The following is a 25,634-nucleotide window of genomic DNA, read 5'->3' on the forward strand; positions in this document are numbered from 1 at the left end:
CCGCCGAGCCGAATGACCAATCTCTGCGACGCCCTGTCCGCCCGTTTCCCCGCCGACCGGACCAAGCCGGCGCTCGAACTCGCCGATGGGCGCCGCATCTCCTATGCCGGGCTGGAGGCGGCCAGCGCCCGCCATGCCAACCTGCTGCGGCGGCTGGGCGTGGCGCCGGGCGACCGGGTCATGGTGCAGGTCGACAAGTCGCCGGAGGTGGTGGCGCTGTATCTCGGCTGCCTGCGCGCCGGGGCGGTCTACCTGCCGCTCAACACCGCCTACACCAAGGGCGAGGTCGCCTATTTCGCCGGCGACGCCGAGCCGGCGCTGGCGGTGTGCCAGCCGGCGCGGCTGGGCGAGATCGAGGCGGTGGCCCGGCCCGCCGGCGCCAAGGCGGTGCTGACGCTGGGACCGGCCGGGGAGGGGACCCTGGCCGAGGCCGCGGCGGGAGAGGCGGACAGCTTCGAGACGCTGCCGCGCGGGCCGGACGACCTGGCCGCGATCCTCTACACCTCCGGCACCACCGGCCGCTCCAAGGGGGCGATGCTCAGCCACGACAACCTGCTGTCCAACGCCCTGACCCTGCACGACACTTGGGGTTTCCGGCCGGACGACGTGCTGCTGCACGCTTTGCCGATCTTCCACACCCACGGCCTGTTCGTCGCCACCAACTGCGCCCTGCTGGCCGGCGCGACCATGTTGTTCCTGCCCAAATTCGACGGCGCCGAGGTGCTGCGCCTGCTGCCCAAGGCCAGCGTGATGATGGGGGTGCCGACCTTCTACACCCGATTGCTGGAACAGGCCGGCCTCACGGCCGAGGCGTGCGCTCACATGCGGCTGTTCATCTCCGGCTCGGCGCCGCTGCTGACCGACACCTTCGAGCAGTTCCGGGACCGCACCGGCCACACCATCCTCGAGCGCTACGGCATGACCGAGACCAACATGAACACCTCGAACCCGCTCGACGGCGAGCGGCGGGCGGGGACGGTCGGCCTGCCGCTGCCCGGCGTGGCGCTGCGGGTGGTGGGCGAGGACGCCAAGCCGCTGCCGCGGGGCGAGATCGGGGTGATCGAGGTCAAGGGCCCGAATGTGTTCAAGGGCTATTGGCGGATGCCGGAGAAGACCGCGGCCGAGTTCCGGGCCGACGGCTTCTTCATCACCGGCGATGTCGGGGTGGTGGACGACCGCGGCTACGTCTCGATCGTCGGCCGGGCCAAGGACCTGATCATCTCCGGCGGCTTCAACGTCTATCCGAAGGAGGTCGAGAGCCTGATCGACGCCATCCCGGGTGTCGAGGAAGCGGCGGTGATCGGCCTGCCGCACCCGGATTTCGGCGAGGCGGTGGCGGCGGTGGTGAAGATGCGGGCGGGCGCGGCGCCGCTCGATCCCGCCGCGGTCCAGGCGGCGCTGCAGGACCACCTGGCCCGGTTCAAGCAGCCCAAGGCGGTGTTCGTGGTGGCGGAGATCCCGCGCAACGCCATGGGCAAAGTGCAGAAGGCGGCCCTGCGCGAGCAGTACAAGGCGACCTTCGCGCCAGCTTAGCCTTCAGCGGGTCGAACTCCGGCGGAGGTCAGCGGCAGGCGGCCTCGCCGGTCTCGATTTGGAAGCGGCGCGGGCCCGGCATCGGTGGCTGGGTGCTGTCGGCGGGATCGTCGACGATGCGGATGTCGAGCGTGCAGGGGCCGGCCTGGATCCGATAGAGATCCTCGCCCGGCCGCTCGATCCGGTCGATCGGCGTGTCGCGCAGCTTCCGGGCCAGCTCGTTGCTGTCCAGGATCGCCTGGATCTCCCGCAGGCGCTGCCAATAGGGCGGCAGCGCCGCCTGCGCTTCGGTCGCGGCGGTGAGGAGCAGCAGCGCCGTCATGGCGGCGGCCGCGATACGATGACCGGGGCCGGGAGGAGATGGGGTCATGTTGCGTCTCCTCGTCGGCCCCCCGGGTCAGGCGCCGACGTTCGGGATGAAGAAGCAGCGCATCGACCCGTCCGGCTTGCGGCAGATCCAGTAGGTCTGGTCCTCGCTGGCCTGCGCCTGGTTGACCGGCACCAGGATGCCGAGCGGCCGGATCAGATATCCGTCGGGCCGGACCTCGACATCCCGGGCGGCGATCGACGAGCAGTCATGGGGCCCGCAGCACTCCTCGTGCGAGCCGGACAGGTTCCGGTAGTGACCGTTCTGGATCCAGGCGGCCGGACCGTGGGCCACCGCACCGGTGGCGGCAAGGGCGACTGCGGCCGCGAGTGGAAACCGGATGCGCATCTAACGACCTCCTGACCAAGTGACAGTGAGCGGTCGAGCGCCAAGCTCGATCGGCGAGTCCATCACGGCGGCCAATCAGATCGTTGAGCCGAAGCATACCCTGCTGGAGGCCGGACGCCACCGGCCGATTTCGGCTGGGCTCCGCTGCGGACCATGCGGAAGAACAATGGGGCGAACCCGCAGGTTCATTCCATTGGACCATGGGCCATTGGACCATCGGACGGATTCCTGGACCGGGCCGCCGGGCGACGACTCCGGCCGCCGAAGTCCCGAAACCGGCGGCTGCGCCGGCTTCGCGGGCCGCTCCGGCCCCAGGCGTTCCGCCGCTTCCGCTTTCACCTTGACTCCGCGGGGGCGCGGGCATACATGGCCGGTGACGCCGGACGAGCCCAGGCTCGCCCGGCGCCAATCTCACAACGAGAGACAGATGGACGACCACCCTAGTCGTGGCGTCGCCAAGGCCGATCCGGCCGCGGTGACGTCGCCCGAACATCACTGGATCGCACTCGGCCTCGGCCGGGTGGATGGCGTGAGCCGGACCTAGGGTCGGAGCGCCGTTCGCCCCGCTTCCGCCGCATGCGGGAACGGAGCGAACGATGAACCTCGCATTTCTCTCCTGCTTCGATCGCCGCCTGCGCTTTGCGCTGGGCGCCGTGATCTCGCCGCGGGCCGAGGCGCTGGCCGCCATGCCGCGCTTCCGCAACCGCGACCTGCGCCACGACCCGGTCCGGGACGAGGACAAGGTGCTGCTGCGTTGGATCCGCGACCCGGAAACCGGCAAGATCGCTGCCCGTTGGAACGAGCCGGCCGCCGCGGCGCCGGCCAAGCCGGTCCCGGCCACGCCGGTCGACGACCTGGCCGAGCACCGCGCCCGCCGGGCGCAGCGCTACCGTTCGCGTTTCGTCTGGACCGACCGCCGCAGCGCCTGAGCCGCGGCGGTCGACGCCGATCCGGGCGGTTGCCCGGGCTTGCATTTCCCGGGCGCAGGGCGTATCAACCGCGCCGTCGTCAATCCCACACGCGGGCATCGCGGCCTGCCACAGCAGTGGCTCGGTCGCTCCGGTGCTTTTCGCCATATCCGCAATCCGCGGTGCGGCGGGAGGCAAGGCCCGCGGCGGAACAACCGGAAAAAGGACCTTCCGACCATGGCTACGCCGACCTTCACCATGCGCCAGCTCCTCGAAGCCGGCGCCCATTTCGGCCACCACACCCGCCGCTGGAACCCGAAGATGGCGCCGTTCATCTTCGGCGTGCGCAACGGCGTGCACATCATCGACCTCGAGCAGACCGTGCCGATGCTGCACCGGGCGCTCGACGCGGTCCGTGACGTCGTCGCCAATGGCGGCCGCGTCCTGTTCGTCGGCACCAAGCGCCAGGCGGCGGACAAGATCGCCGACGCGGCCAAGCGCTGCGGCCAGTACTACGTCAACCACCGCTGGCTCGGCGGCATGCTGACCAACTGGAAGACGGTGTCGCAGTCGATCAAGCGCCTGAAGGAGATGGACGAGCAGCTCAACCAAGGCGCGGTCGGCCTGACCAAGAAGGAGCAGCTGACCCTGACCCGCGAGCGCGACAAGCTCGAGAAGGCGCTGGGCGGCATCCGCGACATGGGCGGCCTGCCCGACATCCTGGTCATCATCGACACCAACAAGGAGTCGATCGCGGTCCTGGAAGCCGCGAAGCTCGGTATCCCGGTTGTGGCCGTGCTGGACAGCAACTCCAGCCCCGACGGCATCACCTTCCCGGTGCCGGGCAATGACGACGCGCTACGCGCGATCGAGCTCTATTGCGAGCTGTTCTCCGGCTCGGTCATCGCCGGCATCCAGGCCGAGATGAGCGCGAGCGGCGGCGATGTCGGCGCGCTGGAGGAGGCCCCGGCCGAGGAGGCGCTGCCGCCGCCGTCGGCCGAGACCGGCGAGGCGGAGCAGCCGGCCGCCTGAGCCGAGAGCGAACCAGGGGCGGCCCAGAAAGCCGCCCCTTTCTGTCGATGAGGGCGCCTGCGACCGGTGGGGCGCGGCGCCGAACGAACGGATGCGAGGACGATATGGCCGAGATCACCGCGGCGCTGGTGAAGGAGCTTCGTGAGAAGACCGGCGCGGGCATGATGGATTGCAAGAAGGCGCTCGGCGAGAGCGGCGGCGACCTGGAGACCGCGGTCGACTGGCTGCGCAAGAAGGGCCTGGCGGCCGCCGCGAAGAAGGCCGGCCGCGTCGCCGCCGAGGGCCTGGTCGGCGCTGCCGTTGAAGGCACCCGGGGCGCTCTGGTCGAGGTCAATTCCGAGACCGACTTCGTGTCGCGCAACGACAAGTTCCAGGGCCTGGTCTCGACTCTGGCCGGCCTCGCCCTCGCGGCGAATGGCGACGTCGAGGCGCTGGCCGCCAGCGCCTATCCCGGCACCGGCCGCACCGCCGCCGAGGAGGTGACGCATCTGGTCGCCACCATCGGCGAGAACATCAGCCTGCGCCGCAGCGCCGCCCTGTCGGTGTCGGACGGCGTCGTCGCCGCCTACATCCACAGCCCGGTGGCCGCCGGCCTGGGCAAGATCGGCGTGCTGGTGGCGCTGGAATCGACCGGCGACAAGGCCAAGCTCGAGGCCTTCGGCCGGCAGATCGCGATGCATGTCGCGGCGGCCCGGCCGGAAGCCCTGCACATCGCCGATGTCGACGCTAGCAACCTCGAGCGCGAGCGCGCCGTGCTGGTCGAGCAGGCCCGCGCCAGCGGCAAGCCCGAGGCGATCATCGACAAGATGGTCGAGGGCCGGCTGCGCAAGTACTACGAGGAAGTGGTGCTGTACGAGCAGGTCTGGGTGCTGGACGGCGAGACCAAGGTCCGCAAGGCGATCGAGGATGCCGCCAAGGATGCCGGTGCTCCGGTCGCGGTGACCGGCTTCGTCCGCTTCGTGCTCGGTGAGGGCATCGAGAAGGAGCAGGGCGACTTCGCGGCGGAAGTGGCGGCCACGCTCGGCCGCTGAGCCGGACCCGGGACCAGATAAGCGGCGCTGAGGGAGTGGAGCGACATGGCGAGAGCGGCCCAGTATCGACGGGTGCTGTTGAAGATTTCCGGGGAAGCCCTGATGGGCGACCAGGATTACGGCATCGACCCGAAGATGGTGGAGCGCATCGCCGATGATGTCGCCCAGGTCCACGCCCTCGGCGTCGAGATCTGCATGGTGGTCGGCGGCGGCAACATCTTCCGCGGCATCAGCGGCGCCGCCTCCGGCATCGAGCGGGCGACCGCCGACTACATGGGCATGCTGGCCACGGTGATGAACGGCCTGGCGCTGCAGAGCGCCTGCGAGCACAAGGGCCTGCACACCCGCGTGGTCTCGGCCATCCCGATGCAGACGGTGTGCGAGCCCTATATCCGGCGCCGGGCGATCCGGCACATGGAGAAGGGCCGCGTCGTCATCTTCGTCGGCGGCACCGGCAACCCGTTCTTCACCACCGACACCGGCGCCGCGCTGCGGGCCTCGGAGATGGGCTGCGACGCCCTGCTCATGGGCAAGCAGGTCGATGGTGTGTACGACGCCGACCCGCTGCGGGTCGCGGGGGCCAAGCGCTTCGATCGCTTGACCTATATGGATGTGCTGGCGAAAGATCTCCGCGTCATGGATCATGCGGCGATTTCGCTGGCCCGTGAGAACAAGATCCCGATCCTGGTCTTCTCCATCAACGAGCATGGCGCGTTCGCGGAGGTGGTCGCAGGGCAGGGACGCTACACTATCGTGACCGAGGAGGGCTGAGCGTGGCCAAAGCCGATCTCGACGACATCTCCCGCCGCATGGCGGGTGCTCTGGAGTCCCTGCGCAAGGATCTCGCCGGTCTCCGCACCGGCCGCGCCAGCATCAGCCTGCTCGAGCCGATCACGGTCGACGTCTACGGTGCCCAGATGCCGCTGAACCAGGTCGGCACCATCGGCGTGCCCGAGCCGCGCCTCCTGACCGTCTCGGTCTGGGACCGCAGCGCGGTCAAGGCGGTGGAGAAGGCGATCCGCGATTCCGGCCTCGGCCTCAACCCGCAGACCGAGGGCCAGACCGTGCGCGTGCCGCTGCCGGAGCTGAGCGAGGAGCGCCGCCGCGAGCTGACCAAGGTCGCCGGCAAATACGCCGAGGCCGCCCGCGTCGCGGTGCGCAACGTCCGCCGCGACGGCATGGACGCGCTGAAGCGCTCCGAGAAGGACCACGAGATCTCCGAGGACGAGCACAAGCGCCTGTCCGACGAGATCCAGGCCCTGACCGACAGCCACGTCCGCAAGGTCGACGAGGCGGCGGCGCAGAAGGAAAAAGAGATCCTCCAGGTCTGAGCATCGGGATGCACCGTTTCGCCCCCAAGGCCGAGGACCAGCCCGCGCTCCATGTCGCGATCATCATGGACGGCAACGGTCGCTGGGCGACCGGCCGCGGCCTGCCGCGCACGCTGGGCCATCGCAAGGGCATCGACGCCGTGCAGCGGACGATCGACGCCTCGATCGAGCTCGGCGTCGGCTATCTGACGCTGTTCGGCTTCTCCACCGAGAACTGGCGCCGGCCGATCCTCGAGGTCGGCGAGCTGATGAAGCTGCTGCGGCTCTTCCTGCGCGGCGAGCTGAAGGCCCTGCACCAGAAGGGCGTGCGGCTGCGCTTCATCGGCGATCGCGAGCGCCTGGCGCCCGACATCGTCGACCTGCTGGCCGAGAGCGAGGCGCTGACCCAGGACAACACCCGGCTGAACCTCACCGTCGCGCTCAGCTACGGCGCCCGGCAGGAGATCACCGAAGCGGCGCGCCGGGTGGCGCGCGAGGTCGCCTCGGGGGCGCTGCTGCCGGACGCGATCGACGAAGGGCTGTTCGCCAGCCGCCTGTTCACCGCCGACCTGCCCGACCCCGACCTGATCATCCGCACCAGCGGCGAGCAGCGGATCAGCAACTTCCTGCTGTGGCAGGCGGCCTATGCCGAGCTGATCTTCATCGACACGCTGTGGCCGGATTTCGGCCATGCCGACCTCGAGGCAGCCCTCGCCGAGTTCCGGCGGCGGGAACGTCGCTATGGCGCTGTCGGTGGCCAGTAAGCCCAGCAACCTGGCGCTGCGGATCCTCTCCAGCCTCGTTCTCGGACCGCTGATCCTCGCCGCCGTCTATGTCGGCGCGTGGGAGTTCGCGGTCATCGTCGCGCTGCTCGGCGTGCTCGGCGTCGACGAATGGCTGCGGATGGTGCTGCGGCGGCCGCCGCCCGGCTGGGTCCGGGGCCTGGCCGGCCTCGGCATCGTCGCGGTGACGATCGCCACGGGCTGCGCCGGCGCCGTCGCCGGCCTGGTCGTGCTGGCCGCGGCGACCGTGGCCTTCGACATCGTGGTCAATCTGCGCCTCGGCACGCCCGGCCGGATGCCGGCGCTGGGGCTGCCCTATCTCGGCCTGACCGTGGTCGCGCTGCTGCATCTGCGCCAGGACGGCTGGCAGCCGGTGCTCTGGCTGCTGCTGGTGGTCTGGGCCACCGATATCGGCGGCTACATCTTCGGCCGCTGGATCGGCGGGCCGAAGCTGGCGCCGCGGCTGAGCCCGAAGAAGACCTGGGCCGGGCTGGTCGGCGGGGCCGGCCTGGCGGCCGTGGCCGGCGCCGCCGCGATCGCGGTGCTGCACCGGGCCGGCGCGGCGCTTCTCGCCGTCCCGGGCGCCGCGCTGCTCGCCCTGGTGGCCCAGGCCGGCGACCTCGCCGAATCCGCGGTCAAGCGCCATTACGGGGTCAAGGACAGCGGCGACCTGATCCCCGGCCATGGCGGCGTGCTCGACCGGATCGACGGCCTGCTGGCCGCGGCGCCGGTCTTCGCCTTGTTCACAGCCCTTTTGGATGCATCGTTCAGATGATCTCGGCCCCGTCCGCGGATGCTCCGCGCTCCGTCACCATCCTCGGCGCCACCGGCTCGGTCGGCGCCAGCACCGTCGACCTGATCGGCCGGTCGCCGGAGCGCTTCACGGTCGAGGCGGTGACCGCCAACAAGGATGCGGAGCGGCTGGCGGCGATCGCCCGGCAGCTCGGCGCCCGCTACGCCGCGGTGGCGGATGAGGCGGCCTATCCGGCGCTGAAGGCGGCCTTGTCCGGCAGCGGCATCGAGGCGGCTGGCGGCGCCGAGGCGGTGGTGGCGGCGGCGGCCCGGCCGGCCGAATGGGTGATGGGCGCCATCGTCGGCGCCGCCGGGCTGCAGCCGATCCTGACCGCGATCCGGCGCGGCGCCATGGTCGCCTTCGCCAACAAGGAGTGCCTGGTCTGCGCCGGCGAGCTGATGATGGCCGAGGTGCGGCGGCATGGCGCCACGCTGCTGCCGGTCGACAGCGAGCACAACGCCATCTTCCAGGTGTTCCAGCCCGGCGCGAAGGTGCGGCGGCTGATCCTGACCGCCTCGGGCGGGCCGTTCCGGGAATGGACGCGCGACCAGATGGCGGTGGCGACGCCGGCCCAGGCGGTGGCACATCCGAACTGGAGCATGGGCGCTAAGATCTCGGTCGACAGCGCCACCCTGATGAACAAGGGGCTCGAGCTGATCGAGGCGTCGCATCTCTTCGCCATGCCGGAGGACCGGATCGAGATCGTGGTCCACCCGCAATCGGTGATCCACAGCCTGGTCGACTATGCCGACGGCTCGGTGCTGGCCCAGCTCGGCGTGCCCGACATGCGGGTGCCGATCGCCTACACCCTGGCCTGGCCGGAGCGGATGGAGACGCCCTGCGCCGCGCTGGACCTGGCCAAGATCGCCCGGCTCGACTTCCAGGAACCGGACCCGGAGCGGTTCCCGGCGCTGCGGCTGACCCGGGAATGCCTGCGGCAAGGTGGCTCAGCCGCGACCGTGCTGAATGCCGCCAACGAGGTGGCGGTGGCGGCCTTCCTGGAGGGGCGGATCGGCTTCCTCGACATCGAGCGGATCGTCGAGGGCACCCTTGCCATGATTCCGGCACAAGCTGTGGCGACTCTGGACGAGATGTTCGCCATCGACGCCACAGCGCGACGGCATGCCGCTGCGCTTTGAATTTGCGGGCAAGCGGGCCCACATAGGCCCTCTGGCCGAGAGGTATGTATGACGCTGTTCACCTATCTGATCCCGTTCCTGGTCGTGCTGACCGTCCTCGTCTTCGTGCACGAGTTCGGCCACTATTGGGTCGCCCGCCGCAACGGGGTGCGGGTCGAGACCTTCTCGATCGGCTTCGGGCCGGAGCTGTTCGGCTTCAACGACCGGCACGGCACCCGCTGGAAGTTCAGCGCCGTGCCGCTCGGCGGCTATGTGAAGATGTTCGGCGACGCCGACGCCGCCTCCAGCCCGGCACCCGCGGCGCTGGACGGCATGACCGAAGACCAGCGGTCGGTGTCGTTCCATCACAAGCCGGTCGGCCAGCGCGCCGCGATCGCCGCCGCAGGGCCGATCGCGAACTTCCTGTTCTCGATCATCGCCCTGTTCTTCCTGTTCCTGGTCGGCGGCCATCCCTTCCCGCCGGCGGTGGTGGGCGACGTCTCGGCCGGCGGCGCCGCGGCCGAGGCCGGGATCCGGTCGGGGGACCGGATCACCAGCATCGACGGCACCGCGGTCGACCGCGTCGCCGAGCGCGGCGTCGCGGTCCGCAGCGGCGGCGGCAAGGCGGTCGCGCTCGGCATCGACCGCAACGGCGAGGCGCTGAGCTTCGACCTGACGCCGCGGCAGGAGACGGTGGAGACGAACGATGGCGGCAGCGCCACCATCTGGCGCCTCGGCATCGCCGCCGACACCGGCCCCTACGGCGTCGTGGAGGCAGCCCGGATGTCGGTCAGCGAGAGCTGGGCGATCGTGTCGATGACCGCCTCGGCGATCGGCGAGATGGTGTCGGGCCAGCGCGGCACCGAGGATCTCGGCGGCCCGATCCGGATCGCCCAGATGTCCGGCGAGGTCTATCAGGTCGGCATCGTGGCGCTGCTCTGGTTCATGGCGATCCTGTCGATCAATCTCGGCCTGATCAACCTGGTGCCGATCCCGATGCTGGACGGCGGCCACCTGCTGTTCTGCGCGATCGAGGCGATCCGCGGCCGTCCGCTCGGCGCGCGCGCCCAAGAATACGGTTTCCGCCTTGGGCTCGCTTTGGTATTAACCCTGATGCTCTTCGCGACCTGGAACGACCTGGTCCAACTCAAGGTAGTGGCCTTTTTCAAAGGCTTGGTGTCCTGAGCCGGGACGTGTTACCGGATCACGGCGGCTGTGACTCGCCGCGATCCGCAGCCGCTGGAGTGGGGGCGGCGGTCGTTCGTCAAGCCTCTCGCACCCGATCGATCGATCGGGCGTGAGAGGATGGGTGTGAGTTTGAGGGGAAAGTAGAAACCGATGTCGACCGTGACCTCCCGACTCTGGCTCGCGGCCGTGGCGGCTGTCGCTCTCAGTACGGCGCCGATGACGGCGCCGGCGCAGACCCGCGGTGCAGGGACCATCGCCGACGTCAAGGTCGAGGGGTCGCAGCGGATCGAGCCCGCCACCGTGATCTCCTACATGGCGATCAAGCCGGGCGACGACTACAGCGACCGCGGCGTGGACGAGTCCGTCAAGAGCCTGTTCGCCACCGGCCTGTTCGCCAATGTCCAGATCCGGCGTGAAGGGTCGAGCCTGGTGGTGACGGTCGAAGAGAACCCGATCATCAACGAGATCGCGTTCGAGGGGAACGACCGCTTCGACGACACCAAGCTGACGGCCGAGATCGAGGAGCGCCCGCGGCAGGTCTACACCCGCACCAAGGCGCAGAGCGACGCCGACCGCATCCAGCAGCTGTACCGCCGCAGCGGCCGCTTCGCCGTCGCGGTCGAGCCGAAGATCATCAAGCTCGACCAGAACCGCGTGAACCTGGTGTTCGAGATCCGCGAGGGCGACCTCGCCAAGATCGAGCGGATCAACTTCGTCGGCAACCGCGCCTTCTCCAACGGCGAGCTGCGCGACGAGATCCTGACCAAGGAGACCGAGTGGTGGAACATCCTCGCCTCCAACGACACCTATGACCCCGACCGCCTGGCCGTCGACCAGGAGATGCTGCGCCGCTACTACCTCAATCGCGGCTATGCCGATTTCCGCGTGGTCTCGGCGGTGTCGGAGCTGGCGCCGGACGGCGAGGGCTTCTTCATCACCTTCACAGTCGACGAGGGCGAGCGCTACAAGTTCGGCAAGATCGACGTCAACAGCGCCCTGCCGGGCGTGACGCCGGAGGAGCTGCGGACCGTCATCGTCAGCAATGAGGGCGACTGGTACTCCAGCAAGTCGGTCGAGGATACGATCCAGGCCCTGACCACCTATCTCGGCGACCGGCAATACGCCTTTGTCGACATTCAGCCCTCGGTGCAGCGCAATCGCGACGAGCATCTGATTGCGATCACCTACGAGATCTCGGAAGGCCCGCGCGTCTTCGTCGAGCGGATCGACATCAGCGGCAACGTCCGCACCGCCGACGAGGTGGTGCGCCGCGAGTTCGAGCTGGCCGAAGGCGACCCGTTCAACGCCTCCCGGCTCAAGAAGTCCGAGACCAACATCCGCAACCTCGGCTTCTTCAGCAAGGTCGACATCAAGCCGACCCCGGGCTCAGCGCCGGACCAGACGGTGGTTCAGGCCGCGGTGACCGAACAATCGACCGGCGAAGTGCAGCTCGGCGTCGGCTATTCGACCAGCGACGGTCCGCTCGGCGATGTCACCGTCCGCGAGCGCAACCTGCTCGGCCGCGGCCAGGACCTGCGGCTGTCGACCTCGCTCAGCGGAGTGTCCTCGCAGATCGACCTGAGCTTCACCGAGCCTTACTTCCTCGGCCGCAACCTGGCGGCGGGCTTCGACCTGTTCCGCACCACGCGCGACAACCAGAGCTTCAGCTCCTACGACGAAACCAACACCGGTTTCGCCCTGCGCATGGGCTATCCGCTGTCGGAGAACCTGCGGCAGACCCTGCGCTATCGCCTGAACTACCGCCAGATCTCGGAAGTCGAGGACGATGCCTCGCGCTTCATCAAGGAGCAGGAGGGCGACACCCTGTCCTCCGCGGTGCAGCAGACCCTGAGCTATGACCGGCTGGACAGCCGCATCAACCCGACCGACGGCTACCGGATCACGCTGTCGAACGAGGTCGCCGGCCTCGGCGGCGACGTGCACTACTTCAAGACCCAGCTCAGCGCCGACTGGTACTATCCGGTCACTGATTCCATGGTGCTGAACGTCGGCGGCCAGCTCGGCAACATCATCGGCCTCGGCGAGGATGTCCGGATCAACGACCGCTTCTTCCTGGGCGGCAACTCGTTCCGCGGCTTCCGGACCGGCGGTCTCGGCCCCCGCGACCTCAGCTCCAGCGACAAGGACGCGCTGGGCGGCAACAACTTCGCCCTCGGCTCGGTCGAGCTCAGCTTCCCGCTCGGCCTGCCCAGCGAATTCGCCCTGCAAGGCCACGCCTTCACCGATGTCGGCACCCTCTGGGGGTCGGATGAGAGCGGCACCGGCGTCGTCGACGACGCGGCGCTGCGCGCCTCGGCCGGCCTCGGCGTGTCCTGGGCCTCGCCGTTCGGCCCGATCCGGCTCGACTACGCCTATCCCTTCGCCAAGCGCGACTACGACAAGCAGGAGCAGCTGCACATCAGCTTCGGCACGAGATTCTGATTGGTGCGGCGCCGGCCCGCTTCCGCGGTCGCGCGACTATCCGCGGCGCCGGCGAAGGCCGGCGCCGCTTTCGTTCTCGGCGGGATCGCCGCTGCCCGCCAGCTGTGAACTGAGAGTGCGCCCATGCCCGATCCGCGATTCTTTCGCAGCGCCGGTCCGTTCCCGCTCGGTCGCCTCGCCGCGATCGCCGGCGCGACCCTGGCGCCGGGGGCCGACCCGGACCGGCCGATCGCCAGCGTCGCGCCGCTGGACGCCGCCGGCCCGGACGACATCAGCTTCCTCGACAACCGCAAATATGTCGACGCCTTCGCCGCCAGCAATGCGGGCGCCTGCGTGATCGCGCCGGCCCTGGCCGACCGGGCCCCGGCCGGCATGGCGCTGCTGCTGACGCCGAAGCCCTACAAGGGCTATGCGCTGATCGCCCAGGCCTTCTTCCCGGCGCCGGCGGCGCGCCCGGGCATCGCCGCCTCCGCCGCGGTCGACCCGACGGCGGTGATCGGCGAGGGGGTGGAGATCGGGCCCGGCGCCGTGGTCGAGGCCGGGGCCGAGATCGGCGCGGGCTGCCGGATCGGCCCGAACGCCGTGGTCGGCGCCGGCGTGGTGCTGGGCGAGCGCAGCGTCGTCGGGGCGGGCGCCTCGCTGAGCCATTGCCTGGTCGGGGCGCGGGTCACGATCTATCCCGGCGCCCGCATCGGCCAGGACGGCTTCGGCTTCGCCATGGACGCCGAAGGCCATGTCCGGCTGCCGCAGCTCGGCCGCGTCATCATCGAGGACGATGTCGAGGTCGGCGCCAACTCCACCATCGACCGCGGGGCTGGCCCGGACACGGTGATCGGCCGGGGGGCGATGATTGATAATCTGGTGCAGATCGGGCACAACGTGCAGGTCGGACGAGGCGCCGTCATCGTCGCGCAGGCAGGCGTGGCGGGGAGCACCAAGTTGGGCGATTTCGCCGTTCTGGCTGCCAAGGCTGGTGTCGCGGGCCATCTCACCATCGGTGCGGGGGCGAAGATCGCTGCGAATGCGGGGGTGATGCGCGACGTCGACGCCGGTGCCGAGGTGGTGGGCGCGCCCGCGATCCCGAAGCGGCAGTTTTTCCGGCAGCAGGTCATGCTAGCGCGTCTAGCTGAAGGGAAGGGCGACTGAGATGGACGGAGCCGCCGGCGACAAGAAGAACATGTCGCAGCTGGACATCCTCAAGATCATGGAGATGATCCCGCATCGCTATCCGATGATCCTGGTGGATCGGGTGATCGATGTGGTGCCGGACGTGAGTTGCACCGGGATCAAGAACGTCACCATCAATGAGGGCTTCTTCCAGGGCCACTTCCCGCGCTACCCGGTGATGCCGGGCGTGATGATCGTCGAATCCATGGCCCAGACCGCGGCCGTGCTGGTGGTCGCGACGCTGGGCGAGGGCGCCAAGGGCAAGCTGGTCTACTTCATGACCGTCGACCACGCCCGCTTCCGCCGGCCGGTGACACCGGGCGACAGCCTGCGGGTCCATGTCCGCAAGCTGCAGCATCGCCGCAACGTCTGGAAGTTCTCCAGCGAGGTGAAGGTCGACGACTTGCTGGTAGCGGAGGCCGAGTTCGCCGCCATGATCATGGACGATCTATGAGCTCTTCCACCATTCATCCGATGGCCGTGGTCGACCCCGCGGCGAAGCTCGGGGCCGGCGTCAAGATCGGTCCGTTCTGCACCGTCGGCCCCGAGGTCGAGCTGGGCGACGGGGTCGAGCTGATCTCGCATGTCGTGGTTGCCGGCCGCACCAGCATCGGGCCGAAGACGAAGGTGTTTCCCTTCGTCTCGCTCGGCCTGCCGCCCCAGGACCTGAAATTCTCCGGCGAGACGTCGCAGCTGATCATCGGCGCCAACAACGTGATCCGCGAGCACGTGACCATGAATCCGGGCACGCGCGGCGACAAGATGAAGACCGTGGTCGGCGACAACTGCATGTTCATGGTGAACACGCATGTCGCCCATGACTGCATCCTCGGCAACAACATCATCATGGCCAACAACGCCGTGCTGGCCGGGCATGTGACGATCGAGGACCACGTCATCATCGGCGGCAACAGCGCCATCCACCAGCACCTCCGGCTGGGGGCCCATAGCTTCGTCGGCGGCATGACGCCGGTGCGCAACGACATCATCCCGTTCGGCCTGGCGATCGGCGAGACCGCGACGCTGAACGGGCTGAACCTGGTCGGGCTGAAGCGTCGCGGCTTCAACAAGTCGCAGATCCAGTCGCTGCTCGCCGCCTACCGCACGCTGTTCGACGGCGAGGCGCAGTTCTCCGAACGCATCGAGGCGACGCGGCAGAAGTTCGGCGACAACGAGGTGGTGCAGCGGATCCTCGCCTTCATCGACGCCGATTCCGGCCGCAACGTGATGCAGCCGGCCCGCCGACGGCATGCCGGATAAGCTCGGCATCCTCGCCGCTGCCGGCCCGCTGCCCGGGCGGCTGGTCGAGGCGTGCCGCCAGGGCGGCCGGGATTTCGTCGTCGTCGCCTTTCGCGGCATGACCGACCCGGCTTTGGTCGAAGGTGGGCAGGTGCCGCATTTCTGGACCCGGCTGGGCGCCGCCGGCCGCTGGATCGACGAGCTGAAGCGCCAGGGCGCCCACACGCTGTGCCCGGCCGGCAACATCCGCCGGCCGAGCCTGTTCGAGCTGATGCCCGACTTCAAGGCGGTGCGGATCCTGACCCGCATCGGCTTTTCCTCGCTGGGCGACGATGCGCTGCTGACCGCGCTGCGCCGGGTGCTGCAGGAGGAGGGCTTCCGCCTCGTCGCCCTGCACGAGGTGATCGACGACTTCCTGGCCAGGCCGGGCCTGCTGACCCGGACCAGGCCGGACGATCTGGCCCAGGCCGACATCGCCAAGGCGCGCGAGATCGCGCGCGAGATCGGCCGGCTCGACATCGGCCAGGGCGCGGTGGTGCAGCATGGCTACGTCCTGGCGGTCGAGGCGGCGGAGGGCACCGATGCGATGCTGCGCCGCTGCGGCCCGCTGGCCCGGCCTGGCCCGGGCGGCGTGCTGGTCAAGGCCAAGAAGCCGCAGCAGGACATCCGGCTGGACCCGCCGACGATCGGCGTCACCACGGTCGAGCTCGCCGCCGCCGCCGGGCTGCGCGGCATCGTGGTCGAGGCCGGCGGCGCCATGATCATCGACGCCGAGGCGGTGCGGCAGACGGCCGACCGGCACGGCCTCTTCGTGCTCTGCCTGGCGGAGGGCGAGTGACGGCACTGCACATCTTCCTGGTGGCGACCGAACCATCGGGCGACCTGATGGGCGCCAGCCTGATGGCGGCGCTGAAGCGGCGTTGCGGCGACGGCGTGCGCTTCAGCGGCGTCGGTGGCGCCCGGATGGCGGCGGAAGGGCTGGTCAGCCTGTTCCCGCTGGCCGATATCGCAGTGATGGGCGCGGTCGAACTGGTGCCGCAGTTGCCGCGGCTGTTCGACCGGATCCGCCGCACCGCCGAGGCGGCGCTGGCGGCGAAGCCGGACGCGCTGGTCTCGATCGACGGCCTGGCCTTCAACGCCCGGGTCGCGGCGCGGCTGGCCGGCCGCAGCTTCCCGATCGTGCATTTCGTCGCGCCCAAGGTCTGGGCCTGGCGGCCGGGCCGGGCGCGCAAGCTTGCCGGGCTGGTCGACCATCTGATGGTGCAACTGCCTTTCGAGCCGCCCTGGTTCGAGCGCCACGGCCTGGCCACCACCTATGTCGGCCACCCGATCATCGAGACCGCGGCGGGGCAGGGCGACGGCGCCCGCTTCCGCCAGGCGCATGGCATCGCGCCGGAGGCCAGGCTGCTGACCGTACTGCCCGGCAGCCGGCGCGGCGAGATCCAGCGGCTGCTGCCGGTATTCGGCGAGACGGTGCGGGCGCTGGCGGCCCGGCATCCGGGGCTGCGCCTGGCCGTGCCCACCGTCGACACGGTGGCGGCGCCGGTGCGCGAGGCGGTGCGGTCCTGGCCCGGCGAGCCGATCGTGATCGAGGGTGACGGCGAGAAATACGATGCCTTCGCCGCCAGCGACGCAGCCCTCGCCGCGTCCGGTACGGTGGCGCTGGAGCTGGGGCTGGCCCGGGTGCCGAGCGTGATCGCCTATCGCGTCAACCCGGTCTCGGCCTTCGTCGTCCGGCGCATGCTCACGACCAGATACGCCAATCTGGTCAACATCATGCTGGACCGTCCGGCGGTGCCGGAGCTGCTGCAGGAGAACTGCGCGCCGGAGAAGCTCGCGGCCGCGATCGACACGCTCCTGACCGATCCGGCGGCCGCTGCCGCCCAGCGCGCGGCCTATGACGAGGTGGCGCGGATGATGCTGCTACCGGACGGCGCCGTGCCGGGCGACCGGGCGGCGCAGGTGGTGCTCGACGTGATCCGGCAGGGCCGACGGCCCCGCTGACCAGAGTTGTGATTGCTGCGATTGTCTCCCGACAAAGCTCAGAGATCAGTGAAAGAGTGAAAAGACTCCGCTTGAGTTGTTGCGGAATCCGAAGAATCTGTTCGTCGTCGACAACGAAACGACACAATTCAGAGCTTGATTCCAATCCGCCAGTCTTTGGCGGTTTCTATGTCAGGCTTAATGATCACCCAGGATCGATTCTGCCATCTCATCGGCCAGACTTATGACGCCGCCGTCGGGCAGGAAGAATGGTCGGCGGTGCTTGGCCATCTCCTGACAGCGATCGGTGGAATCTGCGTGGCGCTGTCGCGCCATGGCGGCCCGACCTCCGGCACCATCGCGGTCGGCTGCGATCCCGCCTGCCTGCAGCAGTATGAGAGCCACTATCACCGGATCGATCCGATCCGGCCGCTGCTGCCGCGGCAGCCGTCCGGCTCGGCCTTTGACGATCGGGCGCTGGTGCCGGGACGGGATCTCGTACGCACCGAATTCTACAATGACTTCCTGGCCCGGTGGGGGATGCACGGCGCGCTGTCCTGGCACATCGAGGAGCCGCAGGGGCAGGTCGCGACGCTCAAGATCGTGCGGTCGCGCCGGCATACGTCGTTCGGCGACGACGAACTGCGCCTGCTGCGCGGCCTGGCGCCGCATCTCGGCCGGGCACAGCGCATCGAGAGGAGGCTGCGGCAGGGCATCGCCGTTCGGCCGCGCGGATCGTCGCCGGCGCTGACCAGGCGCGAGCGCGAATGCCTCTGCCGCATCGCCCGCGGGGCGTCCAGCAAGGCGATTGCCCGGCAACTGGCGCTGTCGGCCCACACCGTCGACGAGTATGTCGAATCCGCGATGCGCAAGCTGCGGACCGGGAACCGCACGGAAGCGGTGGCGGTGGCGCTGGGCCTCGGCCTGCTCGATGCCGAGGCGCCGAAAATTCAGGAGAACAGGTAGGTGAGGAAGGCCGCCCCGGCGAGGACCGCGAGGATGGCGGCGGCGGTGCGGAGCTTGGCGCGCAGCGGGGCCCGGTTCGCGTTCGCGGCCCGGGGCACCGGCCGCGGCAGGGTCGAGACGCCGACCGGCCGGCCCGGGCGCCCTAGGGCGCGCGGACCGGTGCGGTCGACCTGGGTGCCTCGCTTAGCCACGCTCGCTCAGCGGCACGAAGTCGCGTTGCGTGTGCCCGGTGAACAGCTGGCGCGGCCGCCCGATCTTCTGGTGCGGGTCGCCGATCATCTCGGTCCACTGCGCAATCCAGCCGACGGTGCGGGCCACGGCGAACAGCACGGTGAACATGCTGGTCGGGAAGCCCATCGCCTTCAGGATGATGCCCGAATAGAAGTCGACATTCGGGTACAGCTTCCGCTCGACGAAATACTCGTCCTCGAGCGCGATCTTCTCCAGCTCCATGGCCAGGTCGAGCAGCGGGTCCTTGACCCCGAGCTCCTCGAGCACCTCGTAGCAGGTGGCGCGCATCACCTTGGCGCGGGGATCGTAGTTCTTGTAGACGCGGTGGCCGAAGCCCATCAGACGGAACGGATCGTCCTTGTCCTTGGCCTTCTTGACGTATTCGCCGACGCGGTCCTTGCTGCCGATCTCGCCCAGCATCTTCAGCACCGCCTCGTTGGCGCCGCCATGGGCCGGGCCCCACAGCGAGGCGATGCCGGCGGCGATACAGGCGAAGGGGTTGGCGCCGCTGGACCCGGCGAGGCGCACGGTCGAGGTCGAGGCGTTCTGCTCGTGGTCGGCGTGCAGGATCAGGATGCGGTCCATGGCGCGGGACAGCACCGGGCTGACCTTGTACGGCTCCGCCGGCACGGCGAAGGTCATGTACAGGAAGTTCTCGGCGAAGCTGAGGTCGTTCCGCGGGTACATGAAGGGCTGGCCGACCGAATACTTGTAGGCCATGGCGGCCAGCGTCGGCAGCTTGGCGATCAGCCGGTGCGACGCGACCTCGCGCTGGCGCGGGTCATGGATGTCGGTCGAGTCGTGATAGAAGGCCGACAGCGCGCCGGTGACGCCGCACAGCACCGCCATCGGGTGGGCGTCGCGGCGGAAGCCGCGGTAGAAATGGTGGATCTGCTCGTGCACCATCGTGTGGCGGGTGATGGTGTGCTCGAACTCCGCCGCCTGGGCCGGGTTCGGCAGCTCGCCATGGAGCAGCAGATAGCAGACCTCGAGGAAGTTGCTCTTCTCCGCCAGGTCATCGATGGCGTAGCCGCGGTGCAGCAGGATGCCCTCATCGCCGTCGATGAAGGTGATCTGGCTGTCGCAGGAGCCGGTCGAGGTGAAGCCGGGGTCGTAGGTGAACATCCCGGTTTCGGCGTACAGCTTGCGGATGTCGATGACGCTCGGGCCCATGGTCCCGTCGATCACGGGCAACTCCACCGACTTGCCGGTCGAGTTGTCGGTCAGCGTGACGGTTTTCTGCGTCACGGGGGTCTTCGTATCGGGCATGACGATGTCCTTGAGCGGGGGCTTCGTACTGGAAACGCAGGTCATCCGCTCCGTCGGCCGCGAGGATAGTCGCGCGGCGGAGCAAGATCAACGCGACTTGGGCCCTCCCGATGACAGATTTCGATCGCCTGTTTTTTAGGCGTTTTCTGAATTAGCGTACTAGATCATAGAGTTACTGGCGCCCCTTAAGGGGCGCCGGCAGCATCGCGGATCCGCCGCAGCACCTCGTCCCGGCCGAGGATCGCGGCCACCTCGAAGATACCTGGTGACACGTTCGATCCGGTCAATGCCGCGCGCAGTGGCTGCGCCACTTTGCCGAGCTTCAACCCCTCGGCCTCGGCGAGGTGGTTGACCTCGGCCTCCAGCGCCGCCTCGGTCCAATCATTGAGGCCGGACAGCGCCGCCAGCAGCCGGCCGAGCAGGGCGCGGGCGTCGCCGGTCAGGATCTTCTGCGCCGCCTCGTTGATCGGCAGCGGGCCGGAGCGGAGGTAGAACAGCGCGCTGTCGGCCAGCTCGACCAGGGTCTTGGCCCGCTGCTTCAGCCCGTTCATGGCCAGCAGCAGGATGGCGCGGTCGGCATCGTCCAGCGACCGCTCCAGCGCGGTCTCCAGGTTCGGCGTGATCCGCTCCAAGAGCTCGGCGTCCGGCGTCTCGCGCATGTAGACGCCGTTCAGGTTCTCGAGCTTGGCGAAGTCGAGCCGCGAGGGCGAGCGGCCGACACCGTCGAGGTCGAACAACTCGATCGCCTTCTCGGTCGGGATCACCTCCTCGTCGCCATGGCCCCAGCCGAGCCGCAGCAGATAGTTGCGCAGCGCCGCCGGCAGGTAGCCCATGTCGCGATAGGCCTCGAGGCCCAGCGCGCCGTGCCGCTTCGACAGCTTGGCCCCGTCCGGCCCGTGGATCAGCGGGATATGGGCGAAGTCCGGCGGGGTCGCGCCGATGGCGTTGTACAGCTGCACCTGGCGGAAGGTGTTGGTCAGGTGGTCGTCGCCGCGGATGATCTGGGTGACGTCCATGTCGATGTCGTCGACCACCACCGACAGCATGTAGACGGGCGTGCCGTCGGCGCGCAGCAGCACCATGTCGTCGAGCTGGTCGTTCTGCACCGTGACCGGGCCCTGGACCTTGTCCTCGACCGTGGTCTCGCCGGTCCGTGGCGCGCGCAGCCGGATCACCGGGTCGAGACCCTTCGGCGCCTCGGCCGGGTCCCGGTCGCGCCAGTAGCTGGTGTAAAAGGCCCAGGGCTTGCCCTCGGCCTTGGCCTTCTCGCGCAACGCCTCCAGCTCGGCCGGCTGCAGCCAGCAGTGATAGGCCTTGCCCTCGGCCAGCAGCTTGCGCGCCACCTCGGCGTGCCGCTCGCGCCGCTCGAACTGCGACACGATCTCCTCGTCCCAATCCAGCCCGAACCAGGACAGCCCGTCGATGATCTTCCGCACCGCATCCTCGCTGGAGCGGGCGCGGTCGGTGTCTTCGATGCGCAGGCGGAAGACGCCGCCGTGATGGCGGGCATAGAGCCAGTTGTACAGGGCCGTCCGGGCCCCGCCGATATGCAGGTAGCCGGTCGGCGAGGGGGCGAAGCGGGTCACGACCGTCATGGGCCAAATTCCACAGAGGCTGCTAGGATCAGTGCGAGAGGTCCATAGCATAGGCCTTCGGGCGATGGCTAATGCGGGGGCATCGGTCGGCATCCCCCAGGCCGTGCGGGCGTCGCTGCGACGCCTGGGCGCTGGCGGGATCGCCCGGCCGGACTGGGCGGGGGCGCTGGACGCCCTGGCCGGCGGCGTGCGGCGCCGGCTGGTGCTGCAGGTGCCCTGCGGCCTCGGCACCGGCATCGGCCTCTATTTCGCCTTGCCGTCGGAGCCGCCGCTGGCCGCGGGTCTCGGCGCGCTGGTCCTGTCCGGCCTGCTCACACTGCTGCTGCGCCGCCGGCCGCGGGCGCTGGGCTTCGCCGCGCTGCTGCTGGCCGTCGCCGTCGGCTTCCTGGCGGCGGAGCTGCGCACCCGGGCGGTGGCCGCGCCGCTGCTCGACCGCGAGCGGCGCGGCCTGGTGACCGGCACGGTCGAGACGGTCGACCTGCTGCCGCATGGCGTGCGCGTGGTGCTCGGCGACCTGGCCCTGGAAGGGCTGGCGCCGGAGGCGACGCCGGCGGCGGTCCGGCTGCGGCTGCTCGGGGCGGAGGCGGTGCCCGCGGCCGGGGACCGGATCCGGGTGCGGGCGACACTGGCGCCGGTGGACGGGCCGGCCTATCCGGGCGGCTTCGACTTCCGGCGGCAGCTGTTCTTCCAGGGCATCGGCGGCACCGGCTTCGCCATGGGCCGGGTGGAGCGGCTGAACGAAACTGACCCCGCGCCGTCCAACCTGGCCCGGCTGCAGGACGGGATTGCCGCCCGGGTTCGGGCTCAGGTGGAAGGCGACGCCGGGGCCATCGCCGTCGCCTTCCTGACCGGCGAACGGGCCGGGATCAGCGACCAGGCCAATGAGGCGATGCGCGATTCCGGCCTGGCCCATCTGCTGTCGATCTCCGGCATCCATATCAGCCTGGTGGCGATCCTGCTGCTCGGCACCGTCCGGCTGGGCCTGGCGCTGATCGAGCCGGTGGCGCTGCGCCGGCCGATCAAGAAGTGGGCCGCCGCCGTCGCGCTGCTCGGCATCGTCGGCTACACCATCCTGGTCGGCGCCTCGGTGCCGACGGTGCGGTCCTGCGTCATGACCGGCATGGTGCTGCTGGCGGTGATGGCCGACCGGGTGGCGATCTCGATGCGGCTGGTCGCCCTGGCCGCCACGGCGGTGCTGCTGGCGGTGCCCGAGGCGCTGCCGGGGCCGAGCTTCCAGATGTCCTTCGCCGCGGTGATCGCGCTGATCGCGGCCTATGAGGCGCTGCGGCCGCATCTCGCCGGGTGGCGGGCCGAGGCCGGGCCGGCGCGCCGGATCCTGTTCTATCTCGGCGGCATCGTGCTGACCACGCTGGTGGCCACCGTGGCGACCACGCCCTTCGCCATCTACCACTTCCAGCGCTTCGCCCCGCTGGCCGTCGCCGCCAACCTGATGGCGATCCCGCTGACCTCGCTGTGGATCATGCCCTGCGTGCTGCTGGCCTATCCGGCCATGTTGCTCGGCCTCGACGGCTGGGTGCTGCCGCTGCTGGGCTGGGGCATCGAGGCGATGCTGTGGGTGGCGAACACCGTCGCCGCTTGGCCGCTGGCGGCCTTCGCGGTGCCGGCGATCCCGGCCTGGGGTCTGGTCGCCGGCGCCGTCGGCGGGCTGTGGCTGTGCCTGGCCGGGGGGCGGTTGCGCCTGCTGGGGCTGCTGGCCCTGCCGCTGGTGCTGGTCGCGGCGCTGACCGCGCCGTCGCCGCAGATCCTGGTCGACGGCACCGGCCGGCTGGCGGCGGTGCGGGTGCCGGAGGGCGGCCTGGCCTTCTCCACCCGCCGCAGCGAGCGCTTCATCCGCGAGATCTGGCTGCGGGCAGAGGCCGCGGCCGAAGACGCGCCCTGGCCGCAGCAGGGGGCGGCCGCCGGCGACCGGCTGGCCTGCGACCCGCGCGGCTGCCTCTACCGCTTCGTCGACGCCACGGTGGCCTTCACCCGAGGCGGCGAGGGCTTCGACGACGACTGCGCCGTGGCCGATCTGGTGATCACGGACCTGGTGGCGCCGGGCTGGTGCCGGCCGCGCTTCGGCGTCTGGGACCGCTTCGACCTGCGACGCGCCGGCGGCATCACGGTCGATCTCTCCGGCCCGCAGCCGGAGATCGCCACGGTGGCGGAGGCGGTCGGCGACCGCCCCTGGGCGCCGGCCCCGTTCCGGGCGGCGGCGCCCGAATGACCGGTCAGCGGGCCGTCGCCATCATCGTGCGGCCCTCGGCGTTGCCGGCCTTGGCGGCGTCCAACACCTCCGGATAGGGGTAGTTCAGCCCCAGCAGCTGGCGCAGGTCGGGGCTGGCCTGCTCGACGAAGGCGCGAGGCAGGGCGGCCGGCATATCCTCCATCGGCTTCACGAATTTCGGCAGATACTGGATCAGGATCGCCGACCGCTCCTGCTGCGACCGGTTCGGCATGGCGCAGTGCCAGACCGCGCCGAAGAACACCACGGTGTCGCCCGGCTCGCCCAGCATGCGGGCGCAGCGCTCGTGGAAGCGGTCGCTCTCGGCCGGGTAGCGCAGCTCCTTCTGCGTGCCGGGCACATAGGCGGTGGCGCCGGTCTCCTCGGTGAAGGGGTCGAGCAGGATCGTCGCCTGGGCGTTCAGCGGGAAGGACGCGTTGATCCGCACCGGATGCGACTCCGGCTTGTGCATGTCCCAGTAGGGATAGTCGATATGCGGTTCCTGGCCCGGGCCGCCCGGCAGGATGCGGTTGGCCGCGATCGACCCCATGATGAACTCGCTGCCGAGAAAGGCGCGCATCACCGTCATCAGGGTTGGATGCGCCGCTATGCGCGAGAACACCTGGCCCTTGGCCAGCAGGTTCCATACCCGGCGCTGCAGGGCGATCTTGCCCTCCTGCTCGGCGGCGCCCTGGAAATGCGTGACCTTGGCCGTGCTGCCCTCGGATTCGCGCATCACCACCGCCCGCGCCTCGGCGATCTCCGCGGCCGTGAACAGGCCGCGCAGCACCACCGCGCCCGCGCCGTCCAGCAGCTCCGCCACGATCGCGGCCGGGTCGATCGTGTCTGGTGTGTAGGTCTTCATGCCGCTCCTCCCTGTCGGATGCCGCAGCGTAATCAGATTTGCAAGCGCTTGCAAATCGGATCGAGACCGGTAGAGTTCCCGCGGGGTAGGATCATGCGGACCAGGGAGGAAAGCGATGACGGGGACGCTTCGGATCGGGCTGATCGGGGCCGGCTATATGGGCAAGGCCCACAGCATCGGCCTGCAGCTGGTGCGCACGGCGTTCCAGCCGCCGCTGATCCCGGTCTGCGAGATGATCTGCAGCACCACGGAGGAGGGTGCAGCCGCCCATGCCAAGGCCTGGGGCTGGAACCGATCGACCGCGGACTGGCGGGCGCTGGTGGCCGACCCGGCGGTCGACGCGGTCATCATCGCCACCCCGCCGCGCACCCATCTGGCCATGGCGACCGAGGCGCTGCGCCTGGGCAAGCCGGTGTTCTGCGAGAAGCCGCTGGGCTGCGACCCGGCCGAATCCAAGGCCATGGTCGACGCGGCCGAGAAAGCGGGCGTCGCCACCATGGTCGGTTTCAACTACATCCGCACCCCGGCCAGCCAGCTGGCGAAGCAGATCATCGATGCCGGCGAGATCGGTGAGGTGATCCAGGTCACCGCCGAGCATGTCGAGGACTACCTGCACGACCCGCGGGCGCCGGCCTCCTGGCGCACCCGGATCGCCACCGGCAGCGAGGCCGGGGCGCTGGGCGACGTCGGCCCGCATATCGTCAACGCCTGTCTGCGGCTGGTCGGGCCGATCGACTCGCTTGTGGCGGATCTGAACATCGTGCGGGCGACGCGACCGGGGCCGGCGGGCGAGGAGCGGGTGGAGAATGACGACCAGGGCCAGATGCTGCTGCGCTTCGCCAGCGGCGCCACCGGCTCGCTCAGCTTCAGCCGCGTCGCCGCCGGGCGGAAGATGGGCTACACCTACCGCATCACCGGCACCAAGGGCGCCCTGGCCTTCGACCAGGAGAACCAGAACGAGCTGTGGCTGTACGACGCCGCACGGCCGGCGGCGCGCCAGGGCTTTCAGCGTCTGCTGACCGGGCCGGCGCATCCCGACTACCTGGCCTTCAACCAGGGCGTCGGCCACGGCACCGGCTACAACGAGCAGATCGTGATCGAGGCGCGCGACTTCCTCGAGGCGGTGGCGACCGGCCGGCCGGTCTGGCCGACCTTCCGCGACGGCTGGGAGGTCGACCGGGTGACCGCCGCCGCCCTGCGCTCCGCCCGCGAGCGCGCCTGGGTGCGGATCGCGGACGTGTGA

At 69.9% G+C, this 25,634-nt stretch carries 25 protein-coding genes; 19 read left to right on the forward strand and 6 right to left on the reverse strand.

Features of this window, described 5'->3' with window-relative positions; all coding sequences use genetic code 11:
• Positions 1-12 precede the first annotated feature (12 nt).
• On the forward strand, positions 13-1,533 hold the full coding sequence (locus ACTOWL_RS04375; RefSeq protein ID WP_441319970.1) for a malonate--CoA ligase: 1,521 nt from the start codon (positions 13-15) through the stop codon (positions 1,531-1,533).
• Positions 1,534-1,561: 28 nt separating this feature from the next.
• Here the strand turns inward: ACTOWL_RS04375 and ACTOWL_RS04380 are convergent, their stop codons facing one another.
• Entirely contained in the window at positions 1,562-1,903 is a 342-nt protein-coding gene (locus ACTOWL_RS04380; protein ID WP_441319971.1) for a hypothetical protein, read from the reverse strand.
• Between the two features lie 27 nt (positions 1,904-1,930).
• On the reverse strand, positions 1,931-2,248 hold the full coding sequence (locus ACTOWL_RS04385; RefSeq protein ID WP_441319972.1) for a hypothetical protein: 318 nt from the start codon (positions 2,246-2,248) through the stop codon (positions 1,931-1,933).
• A gap of 596 nt (positions 2,249-2,844) precedes the next feature.
• Between ACTOWL_RS04385 and ACTOWL_RS04390 the strand changes: the two genes are divergently transcribed.
• The 16 genes from ACTOWL_RS04390 (at position 2,845) to ACTOWL_RS04465 (ending at position 18,207) form a co-directional block, all read left to right on the forward strand.
• Positions 2,845-3,177, forward strand: coding sequence for a hypothetical protein (locus tag ACTOWL_RS04390; RefSeq protein WP_441319973.1), 333 nt, complete (start codon positions 2,845-2,847; stop codon positions 3,175-3,177).
• Positions 3,178-3,393: 216 nt separating this feature from the next.
• On the forward strand, positions 3,394-4,188 hold the full coding sequence (gene rpsB, locus ACTOWL_RS04395) for a 30S ribosomal protein S2 (RefSeq protein ID WP_441319974.1): 795 nt from the start codon (positions 3,394-3,396) through the stop codon (positions 4,186-4,188).
• 104 nt (positions 4,189-4,292) lie between these two features.
• Positions 4,293-5,219, forward strand: coding sequence for a translation elongation factor Ts (gene tsf, locus ACTOWL_RS04400; RefSeq protein WP_441319975.1), 927 nt, complete (start codon positions 4,293-4,295; stop codon positions 5,217-5,219).
• A gap of 45 nt (positions 5,220-5,264) precedes the next feature.
• Complete coding sequence (gene pyrH / locus ACTOWL_RS04405; RefSeq protein ID WP_441319976.1) at positions 5,265-5,990, forward strand: UMP kinase; 726 nt, start codon at positions 5,265-5,267, stop codon at positions 5,988-5,990.
• A gap of 38 nt (positions 5,991-6,028) precedes the next feature.
• Positions 6,029-6,550, forward strand: coding sequence for a ribosome recycling factor (gene frr, locus ACTOWL_RS04410; protein WP_441320022.1), 522 nt, complete (start codon positions 6,029-6,031; stop codon positions 6,548-6,550).
• An 8-nt stretch (positions 6,551-6,558) separates the two neighbouring features.
• Positions 6,559-7,293: an isoprenyl transferase gene (locus tag ACTOWL_RS04415; RefSeq protein ID WP_441319977.1), complete on the forward strand. Its 735-nt coding sequence runs from the start codon at positions 6,559-6,561 to the stop codon at positions 7,291-7,293.
• A complete protein-coding gene (locus tag ACTOWL_RS04420) occupies positions 7,271-8,086 on the forward strand; it encodes a phosphatidate cytidylyltransferase (protein WP_441319978.1) in 816 nt (271 codons plus the stop codon). Before ACTOWL_RS04415 ends, ACTOWL_RS04420 begins: the two co-directional genes overlap by 23 nt.
• The gene (locus tag ACTOWL_RS04425) at positions 8,083-9,243 is read left to right on the forward strand and encodes a 1-deoxy-D-xylulose-5-phosphate reductoisomerase (RefSeq protein WP_441319979.1); all 1,161 of its coding nucleotides are present in this window, start codon (positions 8,083-8,085) and stop codon (positions 9,241-9,243) included. Before ACTOWL_RS04420 ends, ACTOWL_RS04425 begins: the two co-directional genes overlap by 4 nt.
• A gap of 48 nt (positions 9,244-9,291) precedes the next feature.
• Entirely contained in the window at positions 9,292-10,407 is a 1,116-nt protein-coding gene (gene rseP, locus ACTOWL_RS04430) for an RIP metalloprotease RseP (RefSeq protein ID WP_441319980.1), read from the forward strand.
• 153 nt (positions 10,408-10,560) lie between these two features.
• On the forward strand, positions 10,561-12,852 hold the full coding sequence (bamA, locus tag ACTOWL_RS04435; protein ID WP_441319981.1) for an outer membrane protein assembly factor BamA: 2,292 nt from the start codon (positions 10,561-10,563) through the stop codon (positions 12,850-12,852).
• A gap of 123 nt (positions 12,853-12,975) precedes the next feature.
• A complete protein-coding gene (gene lpxD / locus ACTOWL_RS04440; RefSeq protein ID WP_441319982.1) occupies positions 12,976-13,998 on the forward strand; it encodes a UDP-3-O-(3-hydroxymyristoyl)glucosamine N-acyltransferase in 1,023 nt (340 codons plus the stop codon).
• A gap of 1 nt (position 13,999) precedes the next feature.
• On the forward strand, positions 14,000-14,473 hold the full coding sequence (gene fabZ / locus ACTOWL_RS04445) for a 3-hydroxyacyl-ACP dehydratase FabZ (RefSeq protein WP_441319983.1): 474 nt from the start codon (positions 14,000-14,002) through the stop codon (positions 14,471-14,473).
• Complete coding sequence (gene lpxA, locus ACTOWL_RS04450) at positions 14,470-15,279, forward strand: acyl-ACP--UDP-N-acetylglucosamine O-acyltransferase (protein WP_441319984.1); 810 nt, start codon at positions 14,470-14,472, stop codon at positions 15,277-15,279. Before fabZ ends, lpxA begins: the two co-directional genes overlap by 4 nt.
• Entirely contained in the window at positions 15,269-16,096 is an 828-nt protein-coding gene (locus ACTOWL_RS04455) for an LpxI family protein (protein ID WP_441319985.1), read from the forward strand. The genes lpxA and ACTOWL_RS04455 overlap by 11 nt, the downstream gene beginning before the upstream one ends.
• The gene (gene lpxB / locus ACTOWL_RS04460) at positions 16,093-17,262 is read left to right on the forward strand and encodes a lipid-A-disaccharide synthase (protein ID WP_441319986.1); all 1,170 of its coding nucleotides are present in this window, start codon (positions 16,093-16,095) and stop codon (positions 17,260-17,262) included. The genes ACTOWL_RS04455 and lpxB overlap by 4 nt, the downstream gene beginning before the upstream one ends.
• 135 nt (positions 17,263-17,397) lie before the next feature.
• The gene (locus tag ACTOWL_RS04465; RefSeq protein ID WP_441319987.1) at positions 17,398-18,207 is read left to right on the forward strand and encodes a response regulator transcription factor; all 810 of its coding nucleotides are present in this window, start codon (positions 17,398-17,400) and stop codon (positions 18,205-18,207) included.
• On the opposite strand, the gene ACTOWL_RS04470 is transcribed toward ACTOWL_RS04465, so the two are convergent.
• From ACTOWL_RS04470 to gltX, 3 genes are all read right to left on the reverse strand, one after another.
• Positions 18,192-18,398, reverse strand: a complete 207-nt coding sequence (locus ACTOWL_RS04470) for a hypothetical protein (RefSeq protein WP_441319988.1) — start codon at positions 18,396-18,398, stop codon at positions 18,192-18,194. The two genes, ACTOWL_RS04465 and ACTOWL_RS04470, sit on opposite strands and share 16 nt — an antisense overlap.
• Positions 18,391-19,707, reverse strand: coding sequence for a citrate synthase (locus ACTOWL_RS04475; protein ID WP_441319989.1), 1,317 nt, complete (start codon positions 19,705-19,707; stop codon positions 18,391-18,393). The genes ACTOWL_RS04470 and ACTOWL_RS04475 overlap by 8 nt, the downstream gene beginning before the upstream one ends.
• 185 nt (positions 19,708-19,892) lie before the next feature.
• Positions 19,893-21,302 carry a glutamate--tRNA ligase gene (gene gltX / locus ACTOWL_RS04480; RefSeq protein WP_441319990.1) on the reverse strand — a complete coding sequence of 470 codons (1,410 nt, stop codon included), beginning with the start codon at positions 21,300-21,302 and terminating at the stop codon, positions 19,893-19,895.
• A gap of 64 nt (positions 21,303-21,366) precedes the next feature.
• On the opposite strand from gltX, the gene ACTOWL_RS04485 reads away from it, so the two are divergent.
• Positions 21,367-23,529 (forward strand): ComEC/Rec2 family competence protein, encoded by a 2,163-nt coding sequence (locus ACTOWL_RS04485; protein ID WP_441319991.1) that lies wholly within the window; start codon positions 21,367-21,369, stop codon positions 23,527-23,529.
• A gap of 4 nt (positions 23,530-23,533) precedes the next feature.
• Here the strand turns inward: ACTOWL_RS04485 and ACTOWL_RS04490 are convergent, their stop codons facing one another.
• A complete protein-coding gene (locus ACTOWL_RS04490; RefSeq protein WP_441319992.1) occupies positions 23,534-24,391 on the reverse strand; it encodes a phytanoyl-CoA dioxygenase family protein in 858 nt (285 codons plus the stop codon).
• 115 nt (positions 24,392-24,506) lie between these two features.
• Between ACTOWL_RS04490 and ACTOWL_RS04495 the strand changes: the two genes are divergently transcribed.
• Positions 24,507-25,634, forward strand: a complete 1,128-nt coding sequence (locus tag ACTOWL_RS04495) for a Gfo/Idh/MocA family protein (RefSeq protein WP_441319993.1) — start codon at positions 24,507-24,509, stop codon at positions 25,632-25,634.

The organism is Inquilinus sp. CA228 (assembly GCF_052078665.1).
Lineage (GTDB): Bacteria > Pseudomonadota > Alphaproteobacteria > DSM-16000 > Inquilinaceae > Inquilinus.

Excerpts from the sequence above, each read along its gene's own strand:
- tsf (WP_441319975.1), top strand. The coding sequence starts at position 4,293 with ATGGCCGAGATCACCGCGGCGCTGGTGAAGGAGCTTCGTGAGAAGACC.
- ACTOWL_RS04375 (WP_441319970.1), top strand. The coding sequence starts at position 13 with ATGACCAATCTCTGCGACGCCCTGTCCGCCCGTTTCCCCGCCGACCGG.
- rpsB (WP_441319974.1), top strand. The coding sequence starts at position 3,394 with ATGGCTACGCCGACCTTCACCATGCGCCAGCTCCTCGAAGCCGGCGCC.
- ACTOWL_RS04415 (WP_441319977.1), top strand. The coding sequence starts at position 6,559 with ATGCACCGTTTCGCCCCCAAGGCCGAGGACCAGCCCGCGCTCCATGTC.
- ACTOWL_RS04425 (WP_441319979.1), top strand. The coding sequence starts at position 8,083 with ATGATCTCGGCCCCGTCCGCGGATGCTCCGCGCTCCGTCACCATCCTC.
- ACTOWL_RS04490 (WP_441319992.1), bottom strand. The coding sequence starts at position 24,391 with ATGAAGACCTACACACCAGACACGATCGACCCGGCCGCGATCGTGGCG.
- ACTOWL_RS04420 (WP_441319978.1), top strand. The coding sequence starts at position 7,271 with ATGGCGCTGTCGGTGGCCAGTAAGCCCAGCAACCTGGCGCTGCGGATC.
- ACTOWL_RS04390 (WP_441319973.1), top strand. The coding sequence starts at position 2,845 with ATGAACCTCGCATTTCTCTCCTGCTTCGATCGCCGCCTGCGCTTTGCG.
- fabZ (WP_441319983.1), top strand. The coding sequence starts at position 14,000 with ATGGACGGAGCCGCCGGCGACAAGAAGAACATGTCGCAGCTGGACATC.
- ACTOWL_RS04380 (WP_441319971.1), bottom strand. The coding sequence starts at position 1,903 with ATGACCCCATCTCCTCCCGGCCCCGGTCATCGTATCGCGGCCGCCGCC.
- ACTOWL_RS04385 (WP_441319972.1), bottom strand. The coding sequence starts at position 2,248 with ATGCGCATCCGGTTTCCACTCGCGGCCGCAGTCGCCCTTGCCGCCACC.
- rseP (WP_441319980.1), top strand. The coding sequence starts at position 9,292 with ATGACGCTGTTCACCTATCTGATCCCGTTCCTGGTCGTGCTGACCGTC.
- lpxA (WP_441319984.1), top strand. The coding sequence starts at position 14,470 with ATGAGCTCTTCCACCATTCATCCGATGGCCGTGGTCGACCCCGCGGCG.
- gltX (WP_441319990.1), bottom strand. The coding sequence starts at position 21,302 with ATGACGGTCGTGACCCGCTTCGCCCCCTCGCCGACCGGCTACCTGCAT.
- lpxD (WP_441319982.1), top strand. The coding sequence starts at position 12,976 with ATGCCCGATCCGCGATTCTTTCGCAGCGCCGGTCCGTTCCCGCTCGGT.
- ACTOWL_RS04485 (WP_441319991.1), top strand. The coding sequence starts at position 21,367 with ATGGCTAATGCGGGGGCATCGGTCGGCATCCCCCAGGCCGTGCGGGCG.
- ACTOWL_RS04495 (WP_441319993.1), top strand. The coding sequence starts at position 24,507 with ATGACGGGGACGCTTCGGATCGGGCTGATCGGGGCCGGCTATATGGGC.
- ACTOWL_RS04455 (WP_441319985.1), top strand. The coding sequence starts at position 15,269 with ATGCCGGATAAGCTCGGCATCCTCGCCGCTGCCGGCCCGCTGCCCGGG.
- pyrH (WP_441319976.1), top strand. The coding sequence starts at position 5,265 with ATGGCGAGAGCGGCCCAGTATCGACGGGTGCTGTTGAAGATTTCCGGG.
- bamA (WP_441319981.1), top strand. The coding sequence starts at position 10,561 with ATGTCGACCGTGACCTCCCGACTCTGGCTCGCGGCCGTGGCGGCTGTC.
- frr (WP_441320022.1), top strand. The coding sequence starts at position 6,029 with ATGGCGGGTGCTCTGGAGTCCCTGCGCAAGGATCTCGCCGGTCTCCGC.
- ACTOWL_RS04475 (WP_441319989.1), bottom strand. The coding sequence starts at position 19,707 with ATGCCCGATACGAAGACCCCCGTGACGCAGAAAACCGTCACGCTGACC.